Annotated in this window: 19 protein-coding genes; 10 read left to right on the forward strand and 9 right to left on the reverse strand. The window is 72.0% G+C overall.

Features of this window, described 5'->3' with window-relative positions; genetic code table 11:
• Positions 1–21: 21 nt before the first annotated feature.
• Positions 22–1788, forward strand: coding sequence for a discoidin domain-containing protein (locus DFJ67_RS31470; RefSeq protein WP_116071736.1), 1767 nt, complete (start codon positions 22–24; stop codon positions 1786–1788).
• A gap of 49 nt (positions 1789–1837) precedes the next feature.
• Here the strand turns inward: DFJ67_RS31470 and DFJ67_RS31475 are convergent, their stop codons facing one another.
• Positions 1838–4519 (reverse strand): ABC transporter permease, encoded by a 2682-nt coding sequence (locus DFJ67_RS31475; protein WP_239097517.1) that lies wholly within the window; start codon positions 4517–4519, stop codon positions 1838–1840.
• A gap of 107 nt (positions 4520–4626) precedes the next feature.
• Here DFJ67_RS31475 and DFJ67_RS31480 point away from each other — a divergent pair, with 107 nt between their 5' ends.
• On the forward strand, positions 4627–5511 hold the full coding sequence (locus tag DFJ67_RS31480) for an SDR family NAD(P)-dependent oxidoreductase (RefSeq protein ID WP_116071738.1): 885 nt from the start codon (positions 4627–4629) through the stop codon (positions 5509–5511).
• A gap of 16 nt (positions 5512–5527) precedes the next feature.
• The gene (locus DFJ67_RS31485) at positions 5528–6388 is read left to right on the forward strand and encodes a fumarylacetoacetate hydrolase family protein (protein ID WP_116071740.1); all 861 of its coding nucleotides are present in this window, start codon (positions 5528–5530) and stop codon (positions 6386–6388) included.
• On the opposite strand, the gene DFJ67_RS31490 is transcribed toward DFJ67_RS31485, so the two are convergent.
• A complete protein-coding gene (locus DFJ67_RS31490; RefSeq protein WP_116071741.1) occupies positions 6385–6798 on the reverse strand; it encodes a MarR family winged helix-turn-helix transcriptional regulator in 414 nt (137 codons plus the stop codon). The genes DFJ67_RS31485 and DFJ67_RS31490 overlap by 4 nt on opposite strands.
• Before the next feature lie 89 nt (positions 6799–6887).
• On the opposite strand from DFJ67_RS31490, the gene DFJ67_RS31495 reads away from it, so the two are divergent.
• Positions 6888–7721: an NAD-dependent epimerase/dehydratase family protein gene (locus DFJ67_RS31495; protein WP_211333977.1), complete on the forward strand. Its 834-nt coding sequence runs from the start codon at positions 6888–6890 to the stop codon at positions 7719–7721.
• Positions 7722–7766: 45 nt separating this feature from the next.
• On the opposite strand, the gene DFJ67_RS42990 is transcribed toward DFJ67_RS31495, so the two are convergent.
• Entirely contained in the window at positions 7767–7907 is a 141-nt protein-coding gene (locus DFJ67_RS42990; protein WP_170216071.1) for a hypothetical protein, read from the reverse strand.
• 13 nt (positions 7908–7920) lie between these two features.
• The gene (locus tag DFJ67_RS31500) at positions 7921–9837 is read right to left on the reverse strand and encodes an MFS transporter (RefSeq protein ID WP_244940445.1); all 1917 of its coding nucleotides are present in this window, start codon (positions 9835–9837) and stop codon (positions 7921–7923) included.
• Between the two features lie 85 nt (positions 9838–9922).
• On the opposite strand from DFJ67_RS31500, the gene DFJ67_RS31505 reads away from it, so the two are divergent.
• The gene (locus tag DFJ67_RS31505) at positions 9923–10372 is read left to right on the forward strand and encodes a MarR family winged helix-turn-helix transcriptional regulator (RefSeq protein WP_116071745.1); all 450 of its coding nucleotides are present in this window, start codon (positions 9923–9925) and stop codon (positions 10370–10372) included.
• 1400 nt (positions 10373–11772) lie between these two features.
• Here DFJ67_RS31505 and DFJ67_RS31515 read toward each other — a convergent pair.
• Entirely contained in the window at positions 11773–12561 is a 789-nt protein-coding gene (locus DFJ67_RS31515; protein ID WP_239097502.1) for an endonuclease/exonuclease/phosphatase family protein, read from the reverse strand.
• A 101-nt stretch (positions 12562–12662) separates the two neighbouring features.
• Here DFJ67_RS31515 and DFJ67_RS31520 point away from each other — a divergent pair, with 101 nt between their 5' ends.
• The 4 genes from DFJ67_RS31520 (at position 12663) to pgm (ending at position 17185) form a co-directional block, all read left to right on the forward strand.
• Positions 12663–13433, forward strand: a complete 771-nt coding sequence (locus DFJ67_RS31520) for an ABC transporter ATP-binding protein (protein WP_116071749.1) — start codon at positions 12663–12665, stop codon at positions 13431–13433.
• Between the two features lie 3 nt (positions 13434–13436).
• Positions 13437–14789 carry an ABC transporter permease gene (locus DFJ67_RS31525; protein ID WP_116071751.1) on the forward strand — a complete coding sequence of 451 codons (1353 nt, stop codon included), beginning with the start codon at positions 13437–13439 and terminating at the stop codon, positions 14787–14789.
• Between the two features lie 178 nt (positions 14790–14967).
• A complete protein-coding gene (locus DFJ67_RS31530) occupies positions 14968–15501 on the forward strand; it encodes a DinB family protein (protein ID WP_203784159.1) in 534 nt (177 codons plus the stop codon).
• 31 nt (positions 15502–15532) lie between these two features.
• Positions 15533–17185 (forward strand): phosphoglucomutase (alpha-D-glucose-1,6-bisphosphate-dependent), encoded by a 1653-nt coding sequence (gene pgm / locus DFJ67_RS31535; RefSeq protein ID WP_116071755.1) that lies wholly within the window; start codon positions 15533–15535, stop codon positions 17183–17185.
• Positions 17186–17189: 4 nt separating this feature from the next.
• On the opposite strand, the gene DFJ67_RS31540 is transcribed toward pgm, so the two are convergent.
• Together DFJ67_RS31540 and DFJ67_RS31545 are read right to left on the reverse strand one after the other, a co-directional pair.
• Positions 17190–17618, reverse strand: a complete 429-nt coding sequence (locus tag DFJ67_RS31540) for a DUF1810 domain-containing protein (protein ID WP_116076863.1) — start codon at positions 17616–17618, stop codon at positions 17190–17192.
• 32 nt (positions 17619–17650) lie between these two features.
• Positions 17651–17998, reverse strand: a complete 348-nt coding sequence (locus DFJ67_RS31545; RefSeq protein WP_116071757.1) for a hypothetical protein — start codon at positions 17996–17998, stop codon at positions 17651–17653.
• A 68-nt stretch (positions 17999–18066) separates the two neighbouring features.
• On the opposite strand from DFJ67_RS31545, the gene DFJ67_RS31550 reads away from it, so the two are divergent.
• Positions 18067–18537: a GNAT family N-acetyltransferase gene (locus DFJ67_RS31550; protein WP_116071759.1), complete on the forward strand. Its 471-nt coding sequence runs from the start codon at positions 18067–18069 to the stop codon at positions 18535–18537.
• Here DFJ67_RS31550 and DFJ67_RS31555 read toward each other — a convergent pair.
• A complete protein-coding gene (locus DFJ67_RS31555; RefSeq protein ID WP_116071761.1) occupies positions 18527–19102 on the reverse strand; it encodes a TetR/AcrR family transcriptional regulator in 576 nt (191 codons plus the stop codon). The two genes, DFJ67_RS31550 and DFJ67_RS31555, sit on opposite strands and share 11 nt — an antisense overlap.
• A 29-nt stretch (positions 19103–19131) precedes the next feature.
• A complete protein-coding gene (locus DFJ67_RS31560) occupies positions 19132–20097 on the reverse strand; it encodes an MFS transporter (RefSeq protein ID WP_409362968.1) in 966 nt (321 codons plus the stop codon).
• Positions 20098–20280 lie beyond the last annotated feature (183 nt).

A 20280-nucleotide genomic window follows, 5' to 3' on the forward strand; every position in this document is an offset into this window, starting at 1 on the left:
TCCGTCCCCGCAGGAGTCGCGATGCCCGTTGCCCTGTCCCGCCGCCGCGCAGCACTCGCCGTGCTCGCCGCGGTCACCCTCATCACCGCGCTGTTCGTCGTGACCACCCGGTCGCGCGCCGACGCCGCACTGGTCCTGGTCTCCCAGGGCAAGCCGGCCACCGCCTCGTCCACCGAGAACGCCGCCTCGCCGGCGTCGGCGGCCGTCGACGGAAACCCCGGAACCCGCTGGTCGAGCGCGTTCGGCGACCCACAGTGGATCCAGGTCGACCTCGGCGCCACGACCTCGGTCGGCCAGGTCGTGCTCCAGTGGGAGGCGGCCTACGCCCGCTCCTTCCAGATCCAGGTCGCCGGTGCCGCCGGCGGTCCCTGGACGACCATCTACTCGACCACCACCGGTGCCGGCGGCACCCAGACGCTGACCGTGACCGGCACCGGCCGCTACGTGCGGATGAACGGCACCGCGCGCGGCACGGCCTACGGCTATTCGCTCTGGGAGTTCCAGGTCTACGGCGTGGTCAACGACCCATCGGGCTGTTCCGGCAACGCCGCCCTCAACCGGCCGGCGGCCGCGTCGTCAGCTGAGAACGCGACACTGGGCGCCGCCGCGGCCTTCGACGGCAACGCCGGCACCCGTTGGTCGAGCCTGTTCGCCGACCCGCAGTGGCTGCGCGTCGACCTCGGCAGCACCCAGACGCTCTGCCAGGTGGTGCTCCAGTGGGAAGCGGCGTACGCCCGCTCCTTCCAGGTCCAGGTTTCCGCCGGGCCCGATGGTCCCTGGACGACCGTCTACTCGACCACGACCGGCACCGGCGGCACCCAGACCCTCGCCGTCTCCGGTTCGGGGCGCTACGTGCGGATGAACGGCACCGCGCGGGCCACCGCCTACGGCTACTCGCTGTGGGAGTTCGTCGTGCGTACCACCGGTGGTGGACCGACGCCGCCACCGACCACGAACCCGCCGCCGACCGGTGGCTTCTGGGGTGACACCACCACGATCCCGGCCGCGCAGAACGTGGTCATGGTCAAGGTGCTCAACCGCACCAACGGCCGCTACCCCGACAGCCAGGTCTACTGGAGCTACAACGGCCAGGTGCACTCGATCGCCGAGCAGCCCTACTTCGACATGCCGGCCAACACCGCCGGCCGGATGTATTTCTACCTCGGTTCGCCGACCAGCCAATACAACGACTTCATCGAGTTCACGGTCGGGCCGGCGGTGTTCAACGGCAACACCACCCGGGTCGACGCGTTCGCGCTGAAACTCGCGATGCGGCTGCACGCCCGCGACGGCTACGACGCCTCGGTCGGCGAGACGGAGGCGACGTTCGCCGAGGACCGCGCGGTGACGTTCCAGCGCTTCGCCGACGCGATGCCGGCGGAGTTCAAGCACCTCGCCGACATCCAGGCGCCCTACCGGATCCCGTCACCCGGCAACTCGCCGCAATTCCGTGCCGGGGGCCAATACCAGAACTACATGACGGCGTACGCGTCGCAGAACGGCCTGGCCGCGTCCACATCGGACATCTTCGGCTGTGCCGGCCCGCTGGCCAACAACGCCGGCGGCTGCGCCGCGCTGAACCGGCACGTGGCACACCTGCCGCAGTCGTCGTGGTCCAACCCGGCGCTGTTCTACCAGGCCCCGCCGGCCAACTACTACGCCAAGTTCTGGCACGACCGGGCGATCGGGGGCAAGGCGTACGGGTTCCCGTACGACGACTACGCCGAACAGTCCTCGTTCATCTCGCACGGCAACCCGCAGTGGCTGCTGGTGGCCGTCGGCTGGTGACGGTGCGGCGACCCGGTCCGCGTGCGCGGACCGGGTCGCCGCTCGGCGGTCAGCGGCCGCGGACCACGGCCCGGATCGGCACCGCGCCGGCCAGCACGCCGAGGACGACCACCGTGCCGACCAGGGCGGCGTAGCGCAGTGGGTCGACGATCAGATGCAGGCCGCCGTCCTGGGCCAGGCCGAAGGCGCCCAGCACGATCGACGTGACCAGCACGCCCCAGAACAGCGCTACCGCGACCGCGATGCCGGCCTCGATGGTGGCCATCCGGCGGACCTGGGCGACCGTGGCACCGGTGAGGCGCAGGGTGGCGTACTCGGTCCGGCGGCCCACCGTGGCGATCGCGAACGTGTTGACCACCGCGACCGCGGTGAAGACCAGTGCGATGGCGACCAGCAGCTCCCACGCGGCCTGCTGGGTGGACGCGTCGCCGGCCTTGGGGGTGGTCGCGGCGGGCCAGCCGGCGCGGATCTTGTTTGCGACGGCCGGGTCGTCGGTGTGCAGGTAGACCGCGGAGACCAGGCCGCGCGGGTCGTGCGCGGCGACCAGCGCGGCGGGCAGCACCAGGTCGCCGAAGCCGCGGGCCCGCTCGTAGATCGCCGTCAACCGCAGGGTGGTCGCGGTGCCGTCGGCCAACCACAGCTTCACGTCGTCGCCCACCGCCCAGTCCTGAGCCGTCGCCAGCGAACCGCTGGCCGCGAACGTGCCGTCGCCCACCCCGGCGCCGGGCACGGCTGGCGAATCGTTGGGCGCGGCGGTGTCCTTACCGCCCTGGGCGCCGCCGGGCACGGCTGGCGAGTCGTTGGGCGCGGCGGTGTCGTTGCCGTCCTGGGCGCCGCCGGGCACGGTTGGCGGGTCGTTGGGCGCGGCGGTGTCGTTGCCGCCCTGGGTGCCGGCTGGCGGCGCCGTGCCTTCAGCGCTCAGGGCACCGGATCGCACTGCCAGGTCGAGGACCGGCTTGCCGGTCGTCGCCAGGCCCTGGGCCGGGTAGTCCTCGGGCTTTCCGCCGCTGACCGCGATCACCCGGGTCGGGATCGTCATGGCCGCGCCGCTGACGCCGGGTGTCGCGGCGAGTTCGCGGGCCGCCGCGGGGGAGAGGCCCCCAGGATCGCCGACCCGCACGGTCGCGGCGGCATTGCGGGCGGCGCTCTCCTTCGCCACCACGTTCTCGCTCAGCTTCCCGGTCAGCAGCATCGTCGCGGTGATGCCGAACAGCAGCACCAGCGGCACCGCGACGGCGGCGACCCGACGGGCCTGGGCCCGCGAGTTGGTGCCGGCCAGCCAGGCGGACGCGCCGCCGAGCCGGGCCAGCCGGCCGGCGATGGCGGTCAGCGGCCGCACCAGCAGCGGCGCGCCGGCCGCGACCGCGCAGACCAGCAGCGCGCTGGCCACGAAGCTCATGCCGAGGCCGAGGTTGCCGCCGAGGGGGACGAAACCGAGCACCGCGACCGCACCGCCGGCGGTCAGCACCGCGATCACCGTGCGCAGGACGCCGCCGCCGGCCGGTGCCAGCGCCGCCTCGGTCAGTGCCTGTGCCGGCGCGATCCGGGCTGCCCGCCGGGCCGCCAGCCGCGCGGCGACGAAGGTGAGGACCAGCCCGGCGAACGCTGCCAGGAGCAGCACGATGGGAGAGAGCACCACGACGAACTGCGGCGGCACCACGCCCAGGTCCCGGAAGCGGCCCGCGATCAGGTGGGCGATCAGCATGCCCAGGGGCAGGCCCGGGACCGCCGAGAGCACCGCGAGCAGCACCGCCTCGACGCCGACCAGGCGCCGCAACTGGCCGGGCGTGGCGCCGACGGCGCGCAGCAGGGCGAGTTCCCGCAACCGCTGCCGCACCGCCAGGGCGACGGTGCCGACCAGCACGAACACCGCCGCGAACGCGGTGACGCCGATCAGGATGCCGAACACCGAGATCGGGCCGATGTAGTCGGGCAGCGCGCCGGGCAGGTCGGCCCGCACCCGGTCGACACCGGTCCACATCGGAGCGCCAGCGACCAACGGTGCCGCCGCGGCCTCGAACGCCGCGGCATCCCTCGTGCGCACTGCGATGGCGGTCGGCCCGGTCAGCCCCGAAACGGCCTCGACGGCGCCGTCGGAGACGAACAGCGCGGCCTGACCGGCCAGGTGCTCCGCGGCGATGCCGGCCACGGTCAGCCGGTGGTCGCCGGTCTTCGTGGTCACGGTCAACTCGTCACCGACCGCCAGCGCGGCCCGGCCGGCCACGTCCGCGTCGACCACCACCGAGTCCCGCCCCGGCGCCGCACCGTCCCGCAGGGTGAACGGCGCCAGCGTCGCCGAGGCCCAGCCGTGCCCGATCACCGGGGCGTCGTCGGCGCCGAGGACCGGGCGACCGTCCACGGTGACCCGCACCGGGAACGCCGCGTCCGGCACGGCCGCGTCGACACCCGGGAGCGCGGCGAGCTTGCCGGCCAGGTCGGCGGGCAGCGTACCCGCGCCGGTCAGTCGCTCGGATTTGGTCTTGCTCTTGGTCTTGCCCTTCTTCTTCTGCTTGACGCTGGTCGCCTCCACGGCACGGGCACCGGACACCACGACGTCGGCGGCCGCGAACCGGTTGGCGGTCGGCTTCGCGGTCAGCACCGAGAAGAGCAGGGTGCCGCCGGCGGCGAGCAGGGCGATGGCGAGGATGGCGGCGACGAAGGTGCCGGCGTAGACACCCTTGTGGCGGCCGAGCGTGCCGGCGGCGAGGCGCGGGATGGGGCTGCTGATCATGGATTCAAGCCTGGTCGAAAGCCCTCTCGATGGACACCCGGCCGGCGGGCGTCCCCCGGGTAGGGCCTGCCCTACCGGTTTCGATCCCCGAGGCCGGGGAAGTCGAGATGATGGCTTTCGACGCGCGGTCCACGGCGGCCGAGGTGGTGGCGGGCATCGACCTCCGCGGGCAGCGTGCGGTGGTCACCGGCGGCTCCTCGGGCATCGGCCGGGAGACCGCGCGGGCGCTGGCCGCCGCGGGCGCCGAGGTCACCATCGCGGTGCGTGACCCGAAGCGGACCGCTGGGTTCACCGCCGAGCGGCTCGACCTGGCCGACCTCGAGTCGGTGCGCGAGTTCGCCGACCGCTGGCGGGGGCCGTTGCACATCCTGGTCAACAACGCCGCGGTGATGCGGCCGCCGGAGTCGCGCACGGCGCAGGGCTGGGAGCTCCAGTTCGGCACCAACCACCTCGGCCACTTCGCGCTGGCCACCGCGCTGCAACCGGCGATGGTCGCGGCCGACGGGGCGCGGGTCGTCGAGGTCACCTCCGCGGCACACCTGCGGGCCGAGGTCGACTTCGACGACCTCAACTTCGAGCAGCGGGGGTACGACCCGCAGGCCGCCTACGACCAGTCCAAGACGGCCAACATCCTGTTCGTGGTCGAGGCGGCGCGGCGCTGGGCGCACGACGGCGTCACCGCCGACGCGGTCAACCCCGGCGGCGTGCGCGGCAACCTCCAGCGCAACCTGTCGGCGGAGGAACTCGCCGCGCTCGACGAGCGCGCCCGGGCGGGCAACGGCTGGAAGAGTCCCGAGCAGGGTGCGGCGACGTCGGTCTACGTGGCGACCGCACCATCACTCGCCGGCGTGTCGGGCCGCTACTTCGAAGACTGCCACGAGGCCGGCCTGCACCAGCCGGGCGGCACCGGCGGCGTCGCGCCCTACGCGATCGATCCGGCCAACGCGGCCCGGCTGTGGGAGATCTCCGCCGAGGCGGTCGACGCCGGCTAGCCGTACCCTCGCGGTCATGCACATTGTTCGTTATCGCCGGGCCGACGACGCCACCCCTCGCGTGGGCGTCCGCACCGACGGGGTGGTCCGATCACTGCCGGTGGCCTCCGTCGCGGCGCTGCTCGGCGCACGCCTGGCCGACATTCAAGCGCTGACGTCGGAGCCGGGCGACGTCGTCGACGACGCCCGGCTGCTGGCACCTGTCGACGGCGCCACCGAGGTGTGGGCCGCCGGGGTCACCTATCTGCGCTCGCGCGAGGCGCGGATGGAGGAGAGCAGCGAGGCCGACATCTACGGCCGGGTGTACGACGCCGCCCGCCCCGAGCTGTTCTTCAAGTCGGCCGCCTGGCGGGTCGTGGTCGACGGCGAGCCGGTCGCGATCCGCGCCGACTCCGGGCTCGACGTGCCCGAGCCGGAGCTGGCCCTGGTCGTCAACCGGTTCGGCGAGATCGCGGGCTACCTGGTCTCCAATGACATGAGCTCGCGCTCGATCGAGGGCGAAAACCCCCTCTACCTACCTCAGGCCAAGGTGTACGCCGGCGCGTGCGCCCTGTCGGCCGGCATCCGCCCGGCGTGGGAGGTCGACGGATCCGACCTGCCGGTCGCGGTGCGGGTCACCCGCGACGGCGTCGCCGTGTGGACCGGCACGACGTCGACGGCCCGCCTCAAGCGCCCGTTCGCGGACCTGGTCGACTACCTGTTCAAGGCCGACAACTTCCCGGCCGGCGCGGTCCTCTCGACCGGCACGGGCCTGGCCCCGGCGCTCGACTTCACCCTGCGCGAGGGCGACGTCGTCACCATCACGATCGACGAGGTGGGCGAGCTGACCAACCCGGTGGTCGTCGGCCGCGAACACTTCGAGTTCCTGCGTCCCTAGGGGCTCATCTGTTTGACGATCTTTTCCAGCGCTCTGGTGAGGCGGTGTAGCTCGGTCGGGGTGAGGGTCGCCAGCGCGTGGTCGGCGATGCGGCGGCGGGCGTCCTCGATCGGTTGCTGGGCCGCGCGGGCCAAGGGCGTCAGGTAGAGGCGGACGAGGCGGCCGTCGTGCGGGTCGGGGCGGCGGTCGAGCAGGCCGGCCGCCTCCATCCGGGCGGCCGTGTTGACCACCGTCGGCGTCGTGACGCCCATTCTCGCCGCCAGGTCGCCGGGGGTGAGGCCGTCGTCCTGCCAGAGCGCCTCGAGCAGCAGGTTCTGGCCGATCCGCACGCCGTGCGGGCGCATCGCGTCGTCGGTGGCCGCGCTCAGCAGCTTCTGCGCGCGGGTGAGCAGCCGGATCACGTCGGTCACGGCCCCAGCTTATCGGTCGTTTGCCGGCTAATGACCTGGCGGCTATGGTGGTCGTTAGCTGGCTAACGACATCTGCTCTGGAGCTCACGATGATTCTGCTTACCGGTGGTCTCGGGTTCATCGGTTCACATACGGCCGCGGCGCTGCGCGACCTCGGCGCCGACGTGCTGCTCGGGCAGCGCCGGGCGGGGCCTTTGGCAGTCCGGGTCGACTGCACCGATCTCGACAGCCTGCGCGCCGTGGGTGCGCGCCACCAGGTGACGGGCATCGTCCACCTCGCCGCCGCTGGGCTCGATGCCGGTCCGGTGCTCGACAAGTTGTGGGCCGACACGCTGTCACTGTTCAATGTGCTGCGGGTGGCGCAGGAGTGGGACGTGCAGCGGGTCGTGCTGGCCAGCACGATCGGGGTCTACGCAGGCGTGCCCGATGGTGTGTTTCGCGAGGACCTGCCGCTGCCGCTGGCGAGCCCGCACGCGATCCCGGCCGCGAAGAAGGTGACCGAGGTGGTCGCCGGTGCGCTCGACGGGCTACCGCTGGTCTGCGCGCGGATCGGCGCGATCTGGGGGGCCGCTGGGCCGGACACCGTCGCCGTTCTTCGGTGCACCGCAACTGATGCACGCGGCGGTCCGAAGTGGACCTGCGCCGGTAGGCCTGTGCGCCGACGACGCGGTCGACATGCTCTACGCGAAGGACGCCGGTCGCGCATTGGCCTTGCTGGCGACGGGGGCGGGGCTGCGGCATCGAACGTACAATGTGGGCAGTGGCATTCTCACCACCAACCGCGAGGTCGCGGCGGCGATCGCGCGCGTCGTGCCCGGCGCCGCGGCCGAACTGGCTTCGGGCGACCGGCCAGTTCACGCCGCGGCGCTAGACGTTGGTCGGCTGCGCGCCGACACCGGGTTCCGGCCGCGCTTCACTCTTGACGCGGCCGTCGGTGACTACGCGGCCTGGTTACGCGGCCACGAACGTTAGGTGGTGACCTGGCCGACCTCGGGCAGCCGGTTGTCGTTCGCTGAGGCCGGCGCCAGCTGGGTGACGGCGGTGGGCATCGCCCCGACCGTGAACACTTGGGTGGCCGAGTCCACGGTGACCGCTACGAACGACGCCACCGCCGGCACCTCCTCAGGGAGCGGGACTGCGTGCGATCCCGCGTCGAGCTGCCCGTCGAAGACCCGCATCGACGCGCTCTTCGGCTCCGGCGGCGTGAACGACGTGCCCCACCAGGCCTCGACCGTGACGGTGGCGGGCGTGTCGAGCGTGAGGCGCACCTCGCGCTTCTCCTCGTCGTAGCTGACGCCGTCCTGTGTTTCCTGCGATGTGGCGGCGCGCACCTGGGCGGCGATGAGGCCGGCGATGCCGCCGAGGCCCTGCACGAAGGTCACCTGGGGATTGAGTGCGTCGACTTTGGCGCGGAGTTGTTCCTTGATGTCGGCGGGGACCATGGCCGCCGAAGACGAGCACGTCGAGATCCGTGACGTCGTAGTCGTCGAGGACCCGGTCGAACTGGTTGGTCGCGTTGGCGGTGTAGCCGTCGGCGCGCAGGATGTCGACGGCGTCGACGAGCACGCTGGGGCTACGGCCGACGATGAGGACGCGTTCGGGCTTGTTCATGGGTGACTCTCCTTCACGGGTGTTGACGGTCGCGAGCGCGACGAGAGCGGCGGCGACGGTGACGGCAGCACCGGCGCCGAGGGCGTAGCCCAGCCCGGACGTGGTGGCGATGGACGCGCTGCCGCCCGTCGCGAGCAGGTGGTGGGTGCGGGCCGCACCGACGGCGGAGAAGATCGCGAGCCCCAGTGCCCCGCCGATCTGCTGCGACGAGTTGAGGATCGCGGCGGCGAGTCCGGCCCGGCTCGGGCCCACGCCGGCGTTCGCGGCGCTGGTCACGCCGACGAACACGGGCCCGACGCCGAAGGCCACCAGGAGCAGGCCGGGCAGGATGTGGCCGAGATAGCCACCGTCGACCGGGACCTGGCTCAGCAGGAACAGGCCGGCCGCCGCGACGAGGGCGCCGGTGCAGATCACCGCGCGGCTGCCAACCTTGGTCAGCAGCTTGGCGCCGATCCCCGCGCCGATGCCGACACCCACGGTGAGCGGCAGGTAGGCGGCGCCCGCGGCGATGGCGGAGTAGCCCAGGACGGTCTGCATGTAGAGGGTCAGGAAGTAGAACATCGAGAGCATGCCGGCGAACCCGATCAGCCCAGTCAGGTTGGCCGCCGCCAGTCCTGGGACCCGGAAGATGTTCAGGGGCAGGATCGGGTCCCGTGCTGAGCGTTCGATGAGAACGAAGGAACCGAGCAGCACCGCGGCACCGGCCAGTTCGAGCCAGGTGCGGGTCGCGCCCCACCCCTGGTCGGGTGCCTTGATGAGGGCGTAGACCAGCAGCAGCGTGCCGCCGGTGACCACGACGCTGCCGAGCAGGTCGAAGCGTGCCGTTCGGGCGGCGGGCAGGTCGCGCGGCAGGAGCGCCAGGACCGCCGGGATGACGAGTACGCAGGCGATCGGGTTGACGAACATGACCCACCGCCAGCCCAGCCCTTCGGTGAGCACGCCGCCGAGCAGGATCCCGACGGCGGAGGCGAGCCCGGCCACGGCGGCCCAGACGCCGAGCGCCGAGTGCCGGTCCTTCGAGGTGGTGAAACTGGTGGTCAGGGTGGACAGTGCGGCAGGCAACATCAGCGCGGCACCGAGCCCTTGCACGAGCCGGGCGGCGACGAACAGCCCGGTGTTCGTGGCGAGGCCGCCGGCGAGCGAGGAGAGCCCGAGCAGCACGGTGCCGGCGAGCAGCACGTCACGCCGGCCGAGCAGGTCGGCGAGCCGACCACCCAGCAGCATGAACCCGCCGTAGGTCAGCAGGTAGGCCGACGGCACCCACTGCAGGCTCTGCACCGAGAAACCCAGGTCGCTCATGATGTGCGGCAGCGCCACGTTGGTGATCGACGCGTCGACGAAGTCGAGGAACGCCACGGCGCAGAGCAGCGCGAGGACCCGCCGGCCGCGCCAGGCCCGCAGCGTCAATGGTTGGGGAACAGTTGTCACGGTGAACTCCAGTGTTGGTCTCACCAATGTTGGCCCTGCCAACATAGCAAGTGTTGGGGCGACCAACAACTGTTAGGCTTGCCGGGTGCCGACGCCTCCACACGACCCGGGCCGCACGCCCACGCGACTCCAGGGCCGGGCGACCTGGCTGGTCAGCCGCGCCTACGCGCGGTCATCCGGCTTGCTGGCCGCGGCGTTCGAGACCCATGGGGCTGGGCTGCGCAGCTATCACTACCGACTGCTGGCCGCGCTGGAGGAGTGGGGCCCGGCAAGCCAGGCCGACCTGGGCCGTTCGACAGGAATCGACCGCAGCGACGTAACGGCGGCCTTGACCGAACTCGAGTCGCGCGAGCTGGTCGAGCGCTCAGTGGATCCCGACCACAAGCGCCGCAACATCGTCACGATCACCGCCGCTGGTCTCGCTCTGCTGGTCGACCTCGACAAGGTCATCGCCGGCGTCCAGGACGAGTTCCTTGCGCCATTGACCGCGGCACAGCGCCGCCAATTCCTCGATTTGGCAGCGCGGCTCGCTTAGTTCTTCAGTCTTGCTTGCTCGCGGCCCGCGCCGCGAGCGGCTTTCTTTGTCTGACTTTGCATAATCGAATGCCCCGCGCGGGGCAGATTTCCCGCCTGGGATCGGAGACAATTGATGCATGCGGCAGCTCCAATTCTTCAGCACGACAGAGCTCGCCGCCATGCGCGACCGCACCGCCTCCCGCAATTACTCGCCCGCGGGTGAGGAGTTCCGTCGCAAGCATCAGCGCCATCGCGCGTGGGGCTTGACCCGCCGCCACGCGGAGCGCCTCCGCCGCATCCGCGGCGCTGATTGCGACCTCCGCACACCGACCGCCACCGAATACCATCCGGTGCCTTCTTCTCCGCCTGTCGTCTCGCTATCGCCGCCGCCCATCCGGGCCGTTGAGCCTGACCGCGAGCCCAGACGTAGTCGGACATCATCAGCGCTCGCGCAGCACAGAGAACACGACCTACCAACCCGGGCCGCAGGCAAGTGTGTCCTCGCAGTTGGCCGTGAGGGTGTCGATCGCGCGGGCGTGAGGTGTGCTGTGGCGGCCGGCGGGAAATTGACCGAAGGCCGGATTGGCGGCCGCGACCGACTAATTCGGCCCGCAGGAAACGGTGTCCTCGCAGTCGGCCGTGGGGGCGTCGATCGCATGGGCGTGAGATGTGCTTTAGCGGATGGCGTGAAACACGCCGAAGTTCCGAGTAAGGCCGCGGCCGACCAATTCGGACGGCCGGCAAAGGGAGTTTCGCGGCCGGCTGCGAAGGCATCGATCAGGCCCACCAAGATGGACCCTCGCGCCGAGCGAAGAATGCGTCGTCATTGCCAGCAACGATCCACGGAGATCCCCAATCAGATCGGCCTCCGGCGTCCGGCGTCCGGCGTCCGGCGTCTGGCGCGCCGCGCTCAGCGCGCCCGCGCTTCGCGCGCCCTCCGCCCTCCGCGCGCCTCCGCGCTTCGCGCGCCCTCCGCCCTCCGCGGCCCTCCGCGCTTCGCGCGCCTTCGCGCTTCGCGCGCCTTCGCCCTCCGCGCTCCGCATCCCCGCGGTCCGCCGCATCTGCGCGGTCCGCGCAGATGCGGTTGAGACCGGGCCAGAAGCGACCGCCGCAATATCCTGCAGCTTGCGCCGGTCTTGCCCAGGTATTGGAACCGCGAACCGCGAACCGCGAACCGCGAACCGCGAACCGCGAACCGCGAACCGCGAACCGCGAACCGCGAACCGCGAACCGCGAACCGCGAACCGCGAACCGCGAACCGCGAACCGCGAACCGCGAACCGCGAACCGCGAACCGCGAACCGCGAACCGCGAACCGCGAACCGCGAACCGCGAACCGCGAACCGCGAACCGCCGGGTGTCCGGCTCACGCGAGCGAGGACCGCCGGGTGTCCGGCTCACGCGAGCGAGGACCTGTTGCCTAGTCGCTGAGGTCGGCCACCACGGCGGCGTGGTCGGTGGGCCAGATGCCGTCGATTGGGGCTGTGCCGGCGCGGTGGACGTTGAGGACTCGGCCGGCGCGGTGGGGGCTTTGGAGCACGTGGATGTAGTCGATGCGGCCGCTTGGTGCTACCCACGCTGCCGCGTGGGGGTTGGCTCTGTCCCAGGTGAAGCCTGGGTCGGACGGGTTGGCATATAGCCAGGCGTCAAGCATTACCTGGCCTGGCACTGATGGCACGGTCAGTGCGCCGGCGAAGCGGCGCATTTCGTCTGAGTCGGGCAGTGCGTTGAAGTCGCCGATCGCCAGCGGTGGGTGCTCGTCAGCCGGTAGGCCTGCTATGTGCCGGGCCAGCCAGTCCAGCTGGGCCGAGCGGCCGGCCGAGCCGGACAGGACGCTCAGGTGTGCGGTCACCACCGCGATTGTCGCGTGTGGAGCGTCGACCAGGACGCTCAACGCTGCCCGGCTGCTGTCGCCGGGTAGGTCGTAGGTCTTGTCGGCGCGGATCGGCCAGCGGCTCAGGACCGCGACGCCGTTGCGTAGGTCCTGGCCGCCGTCGACGCGGACGCGCCAGGTCTCCTGGTCGCTGGCCGCGCCGAACGCCCAGTGCAGGCCGAGTTCGCCGGCCAGCCAGCCGGCCAGGTTCTCGTCGGCGTCGGCCCATACCTCCTGGAGGCAGACCACGTCGGGCTGTTGCTCGCGCAGCACCGCCAGGATTGCCGGCCGTCGGCGTTCCGGCTCGCCGAACCGCCACCAGAGGTTCCACGTCATCACCCGCACGACGATCACCGTAACCGGTAGTGCTGGCCCCACCCCGGCTTCGGGGGTCTTTGGGATTCAGTGCCGCCGCGCGGATCCCTAGCGTCATCCACATGAACTCGATCGATGCCCGCGAGGCGCTTCGCCTCGACTCTGTTCGCAAGGTCTACGGGACTGCCGACAACCCGGTCACCGCACTCGACGGCGTGTCGCTGCGCCTGCTGACGAGCACCTTCACCGCGATCATGGGTCCGTCCGGTTCCGGCAAGAGCACACTGTTGCAGTGCGCCGCCGGCCTCGACCGGCCCACCGAGGGCACCGTGGCGATCGCCGGCCAACCGATTCCGAAGGGCAGCGAGGCCGCTGTCACCCGGTTCCGGCGCGACCGGATCGGCTTCGTCTTCCAGCAGTTCAACCTGCTGCCCACGCTGACCGCCCTCGAGAACGTCACGCTGCCGCTGCGCCTCGCCGGCCGCAAGATTGACAAGAAGCGGTGCGCCGCGCTGCTCGCCCAGGTCGGGCTCGGCGACCGCATGCAGCACCGGCCCGCGCAGCTCTCCGGTGGGCAGCAGCAGCGGGTCGCGATCGCCCGGGCGCTGGCCAGTTCGCCTGCGCTGATCTTCGCCGACGAGCCGACCGGCGCCCTCGACACCCGCTCCGCCCGGGAGGTGCTGGCGCTGCTGGCGTCCGCCGTGCGGCAGCAGGGTCAGACCGTCGTCATGGTCACCCACGATCCAGCGGCGGCCGCGTACGCCGACTCGGTGATCTTCCTGGCCGATGGCCGGGTCGTCGGCGAACTGGCGCGACCCACCGCGGACGCCGTCGCCGAGCGGATGACCCACCTCGCCGATGAGGCCGCCCGGCGAGCGCTGGTGGGGGTGTGAGCGATGGTCACGCTCGCGCTGCGCACGCTGCGGCACCGCACCGGCGGCTTCCTGGCCACCTTCGCCGCCACGTTCCTCGGTGCCACGATCCTGATGGCGTTCGCGTCGCTGCTCGACACGGCGGCGGCCGGCGTCGACCCGGCGACGCGGGAGACGCTGACCCTGATGGCGAGCGTGGCCGGCGGCTGGTGCCTGGTGATCGTGGCGTTCGCGGTCGCCTCGACGCTGACCCTCGCCGCCCGCCAGCGTGACCGGGAGATGGCGCTGCTGCGCAGCATCGGCGCGACACCGGCCCAGGTCGGCCGGATGATCGTGGTCGAGGCCGCGGTGGTCGCGTTCGTCGCGGCGGTGGTGGCGATTCCGGCCGGCTACGGCCTCGGTCGGCTGCTGTTCCGCCTCCTCGTCGAGACCGAACAGGTCGCCGCGGGGGTGGCCTACCGGTTCGGCGTCATCGCAGTCGGCATCGGCGTCGGGGTGACCGTCGTGGGTGCGCTGCTCGCCACGCTGGTCACCACCCGGCGGATCGCCCGGCCGGCCGCGCAGCAGCTCGTCGCCGACGAGCCCCGGCGGATGGGCTGGAAGCGGGTCACGTTCGGCTGGCTGCTCGTCGCCGCGGGGGTGAACTGCGGCCTGCTGACCGTGCTGCTCTTCTCCGGCGCGGGTTCCGACGCGATGCAGACCGCCGGTCAGGCCTCGATCTGGGTGTCGGCCGGGCTGGCGCTGCTGTCGCCGGTGCTGATCCGGGGCGTGACCGCGGTGCTGGCCGTCCCGCTGACCCGCTTCGGCGGCGCGAGCGGCTACCTGACCGTCGCCAACCTGCGACGGCGCTCGCAGCAGATGGCCGGCGCGCTGATGCCGATCATCCTGTTCACCGGCATCTCGCTGGGCACGCTGGTGATGCAGAGCGTGGAGAACCGGGCCACCGACGACGGCGGCACGATCCCGGCGTCGATGGAACGCAACATCGAGACGCTCAACCTGGTCGTCGTCGGCATGCTCGCGCTGTTCGCGGCCATCATGCTGGTCAACACGCTGGTCGCGGCGACCACCTACCGGCGGCGCGAGTTCGGCCAGCAGCGGCTGACCGGTGCCACGCCCGGCCAGGTGCGCCGGATGGTCGGTGCGGAGAGCGCGGTGCTGGCCTTCACCGGCGTGCTGTTCGGCTCGCTCGCGTCGCTGGCGACCATCCTGCCGTTCACGATCGCCCGCACCGACCGGCTGGTCCCGGACGCGCCGGCCCTGATCTGGCCGGCGATCGCCGTGGTCGCCGTCGTGCTGACGATGACCGCCAGCATCGGCACGGCCCGCCGGGCGTTGCGCACGCCAGCGACGGAGGCGGTCGGCCTAACGGCCTGACGGGCGTGGCGGCCTGACGGGCGTGGCTGCCTGACGGGCGTGGCGGCCTGACGGGCGTGGCGGCCTGACGGGCCTGACGGGCCTGACAGGCTGACGGGCCGGACGGGCCTGACAGCACCGGCCGGGCGGGCCTCACCGCCCGCGAACCCTGCCATGCCGGGCGGCTAGTCTGCCCGGCATGGCAGAGCGTCGGTTCGGGTGGAGCAACATGTTCGTCAGCCCTGACGAAGACCCTCGCTCCGACAAGCTGCTGGTCAGCGAGCGTGAGAACCTCGTCGGCTACCTGAGCGACTACCGCCTGACGCTCGAGCTGAAATGTGCCGGCCTCCACGCCGAGCAGCTCGCCACCCGCTCCGTCCCACCGTCCGACATGTCGCTGCTCGGGCTGATCCGGCACCTGGCCGGCGTAGAGCACTACTGGTTCCGCGTCTTCTTCGCCCGCGAAGACCAACCCAGACTGTTCCGTTCCGACGGCCACACCGAATGGGACGTCGAACCCGACCCGGCGATGGTCGACGAGGCCTGGCGCACGTGGCGCGAGCAGGTCGCGTTCGCGGAGCGTTACGTCGCGGATGCTCCGAACCTGGAGATCGTCGGCAAGGACGGCGGCAACCTGCGCAGCGTGCTGATCCACATGATCGAGGAGTACGCGCGGCACATGGGTCACGCCGACTTCCTGCGTGAGCGCATCGACGGCCGGGTCGGGCAGTAGATCCAAGCCGGGTGCCCGGGCCGGCGTTACGATGCGGGGCGTGTCCAACAACCCCCGCGCCGGGCAGCCGGCTGAGCCCGGCGACCTGATCGATGTCAACGCCGTCCTCGCCGCCTACCACGACCTGCACCCGGATCCGTCGGTCGCGTCCGAGCGGGTCGCGTTCGGCACCTCGGGCCATCGTGGTGCGAGCCTGAAGAAGGCGTTCAACGACGACCACATCGCGGCGACCAGCCAGGCGATCGTCGAATACCGCGCCGCGCAGGGCACCAACGGGCCGCTGTTCCTCGGCCGTGACACGCACGCGCTCTCCGAGCCGGCGACCCAGACCGCGCTCGAGGTGTTCGCCGCCAACGGGGTCACCGTCCTGATCGACAACCGCGACGGGTTCACCCCGACGCCGTCGGTCTCGCACGCGATCCTCAGCTACAACAAGCGCGGCCCGGCGGCCCGCGCCGACGGGGTCGTGGTGACGCCCTCGCACAACCCGCCCGACGACGGTGGCTTCAAATACAACCCGCCGCACGGTGGGCCGGCCGACACCGACGCCACGACCTGGATCCAGGACCGGGCCAACGAGTTGCTCCGCGAGAAGCTTTCGGGTGTACGCCGGATGCCATACGGCCGGGCCCGCGCGGCGGAGACGACGCAGGAGTTCGACTTCACCGCGTCCTATGTAGACGACTTGCCGTCGGTCGTCGACATCGTGGCGATCCGCGACGCCGGTGTGCGGATCGGCGCCGACCCGCTGGGCGGTGCGAGCGTCGGCTACTGGGCCGAGATCGCCGAGAAGCACGGGCTCGACCTGACCGTGGTCAACCCGGCCGTCGACCCGCGATTCGCGTTCATGACGCTCGACTGGGACGGCAAGATCCGGATGGACTGCTCATCCCCGTACGCGATGGCGTCCTTGATCGCGAAGCGGGATCAGTATCAGGTCGCGAGCGGCAACGACGCCGACGCCGACCGCCACGGTGTGGTCACGCCCGACGCCGGCCTGATGAACCCCAACCACTACCTCGCGGTCGCGATCGACTACCTCTTCCGCAACCGGGAGGGCTGGCCCGCCGACGCCGCGATCGGCAAGACGCTGGTCTCGTCGTCGCTGATCGACCGGGTCGCCGCCGACCTCGGCCGCCGGCTGCTCGAGGTGCCGGTCGGCTTCAAGTGGTTCGTGCCCGGCCTGCTCGACGGCTCGGTCGGCTTCGGCGGCGAAGAGAGCGCCGGCGCCTCGTTCCTGCGCCGTGACGGTGGTGTGTGGACGACCGACAAGGACGGCATCATCCTCAACCTGCTGGCGTCGGAGATCATCGCCAAGACCGGGCGTACCCCGTCGCAGCACCACGCCGACCTGGTGGCGCGGTTCGGCGACCCGGCCTACGCGCGGGTCGACGCGCCGGCCACCCGCGAGCAGAAGGCGGTGCTCGGCAAGCTGTCGCCGTCGCAGGTGACCGCGACGTCGCTGGCCGGCGAGCCGATCACCGAGATCCTGACCGCGGCGCCCGGCAACGGCGCGGCGATCGGCGGCCTCAAGGTGAGCACCGAGAACGGCTGGTTCGCCGCGCGCCCGTCCGGCACCGAAGACGTCTACAAGATCTACGCCGAGTCCTTCCGCGGGCCCGAGCACCTGGCCCGCATCCAGGAGGAGGCCCGCGGCGTGGTCGGTGCGGCGCTGTCCGCCTGAAACCCTAGCTGAGCCGGGCCAAGGTGGCGTCGTCCTCGACGCCACCGTAGAACCGGCCGAGGACCGCGCGGAACGCCAACTCGGCCGGCGCCGCATGGGTGAACAGCGTCATCGACGAGCGCAGCTTCATCGCGTCGACCGGGCCGAAGATCCGCTCTTCGTCGGCCTCGTCGCCCTCGACCAGGGCGGTGGCGCACTCCAGCAGGCGCGGGCCGAGCACCGGGTGGTCGAGGTAGGCGCGGGCCTCGTCGAGCCCGGAGATCGCGTACGCCTGCGCCATCGAACTGCGCCCCAGCCCGGCGATCTGTGGGAAGACGAACCACATCCAGTGGCTGCGCTTGAGTCCGGCACGCAGTTCGGCCAGCGCGCGGTCGTAGACGCCGGTCTGCGCCTCCACGAAGCGGCCCAGCCGGTAAGGATCGTCGTCAGTCACCAGGCCAGCCTCACGAGTCGGCGCCACACCGGTCAAGCCGCCGCTCCGTGCCGGTCGATCGCGAAGTCGTAGCCGTCACCGACGTGGGGCGGTGTCTCGTCGCGCCAGCGCCGGAAGGCTGCCTCCGCGATCGGCCCGCCGGCACAGGCCAGCGCGTCCAGGTAGGAGCGCAGCGGCCGGTCCGGCGCACCCAGGTCGACGGCGGCGACCAGCCGGCGGCGGATCTCGTCGCTCGCGTGCCGGTAGAGAGTCGGCGGCTCCAGCACGCCGGCGTCGAGCAGCCGCCCGAGATGTGCCGCGACCGCGACGGGATCGCGGGCCAGTTCGGCCCGGGCACCCGCATCGTCGGGGTCCGCGAGCACGATGTCGACAAGCTCCATGACCCGGTTGTACGCCGTCGCGGCCGGCTGGCCGAGAGCGGCGGAACTTTGTCACACTCGACGGCATCATGTCGTTCACGTTGGTGCCGTTCACCGTCGACCGGGCCGCCCTGGTCGCCGGGTGGGTGCTGTCGGCCGACGAGGCCGACCGGTGGTGCTCGCGCGCCGAGCATCCGTTCCCGCCCGACGTGGTCGCCGGCTGGTCCACGCAGGACGATGTCGCCGCCTACCTGCTGCTCGACGGAGGCCGGCCGGTCGGCTACGGCGAGGTCTGGGCCGACGACGAGGAAGACGAGGCCGAGCTGGCCAGGCTGCTCGTCGCGCCGGGGGAGCGGGGGCGCGGCGTAGGTAAGGCCCTGGCCGCGGCGCTGGCCGGGCGGGCCGGGTTCGACGACGTGTTCCTGCGCGTGCGGCCCGACAACGTCGTGGCGCTCGCGGCCTACCGCGCCGCGGGGTTCGCCGACGTCGCCCAGGAGTTGCAGGACGAGTGGAACGCGCCGCAGCCCCGCCCGTACACCTGGCTGCGTTTTACCGGTTAGGGCCGAGCACCGCGTCGAGCAGGGCGGTCGCCGTCGTGCGGCCGGTGGCCAGGGCCGCGATCGGCGTGCGGTCCATCCGGACGGAGATGGCGACGCCGTCGTAGATCATCTGTAGCTGCTGGCCCAGCGTGACCGGGTCGGCGGCGCCGGCCTGTGCGGCCAGGTCGGTGAACAGCGCACGGACCCAGGCGCGGTAGGCGTCGGCCGCGGCGACCGCCGCCGTGCCGGCCGGGGCCTCGGCGGTGGCGGACATGAACGGGCAGCCGCGGTAGTCGGGCGCGGCGAAGCGGGCGCCCTGGATGTCGAAGACGCCGAGGATCTTCTCGCGCGGCGTCGGGTAGGCCACCAGGCCCTCGGTCACCCGCTTCTCGATCGCCGCGTGCCGGCCCTCTAGGTAGGCCCGGATCAGCTCGTCTTTGCTGCCGAAGGTGTTGTAGAGCGAGGCCTTCGCGACGCCGGCGTGCTCGATCACCCGGTCGATGCCGACCACGTGCACGCCGTCGCGGTAGAACAGTTCGTCGGCCGCGGACAGCAGCCGCTCACGTGCTGACGCTCGCGTCGCCATCTAACCCACCGCCCTTCCGCCGGGTTGCGTCATCGTACGTTCGCGAGCCGGGGCGTGCGGCGCCGGAGCAGGCCGGCGCCGGCGAGTGCGGCGAGCACGATCACGGCCACGCCGTACTCGCGGGCGGTGTCGGTCAGGCCGCCGGCGTGCACGACCAGGAAGCCGGCGACCACCGCGGGCAGGCCGAGGCCGAGGTAGCAGACCACGTAGAGCAGGGCCAGCACGCCGGCCCGTTCGTGCGCGGCGACCAGCGGCACGACGAGCCGGATCGCGCCCTGGAAGCCGCTGCCGAAACCGATGCCGGCGACGCCGGTCGCGATCAGGAACGCCACGGCCGAGCCGGCGGAGATGGCGACCAGGGTGCCGGCCACGCCGACGATCAGGCCGACGATGCCGACGGCGAGCGCGGTGTGCGCCGGTCGCTTGTCGACGGCCAGCACGGACAGGGCGGCGACGGCGGCGAGCACGAACAGGCCGAGGCCGCCGTAGACCGCGGAGCTGGATCCGGCCAGGCCGCGGAGCAGCGCCGGGCCGAGTGAGGCGTAGAAGCCGGCCAGCGCCCAGACCGCGAACAGCACCGGCGCCGCGATCATGACCGGACCGCGGACGTGGCGGGGTAGCCGGATCTCCGGGATCAGCGAGTGCCGGGCGCCGGGTGCGCGGGAGACCGTCTCGGGCATCAGCGCGACGCCGACGGCCTGGATGCCGAGCACGACCAGCAGCACGAGGTAGATCAGGTGGGTCGGTGCCGGGAGGAATTGCACGACCAGGGCGGAGAGCAGGGCGCCGCCGCCGGTGCCGATGCCGGGCGCGACCGCGTTGGCGGTGGTGCCGCGGGTCCGGTCGACGTCGAGCATGCCGGCGCCGAGGGCGGACAGTGCGGCGCCGGTGGCCAGGCCCTGGACGACGCGGGCGGCGAGCAGTTCGGGCACGCCGCCGGCGAACACGAAGCCGACCAGGGCGGCGGCCTGGACGAGCAGGGCCACCAGGAGCACCGGGCGGCGGCCGAGGTGGTCGGAGAGGCGGCCGAAGATCAGCAGGGCGACCAGCAACCAGCACCGCGACCGCGTACACGCCGAAGACGACCGTCGTGGTCATCGGGGAGAAGCCCCACTCGGCCTGGTAGGTCGCGTAGAGCGGGGTCGGCGCGCTGGACGCGGCCAGCAGCGACACGACGA

The organism is Asanoa ferruginea (assembly GCF_003387075.1).
Lineage (GTDB): Bacteria > Actinomycetota > Actinomycetes > Mycobacteriales > Micromonosporaceae > Asanoa > Asanoa ferruginea.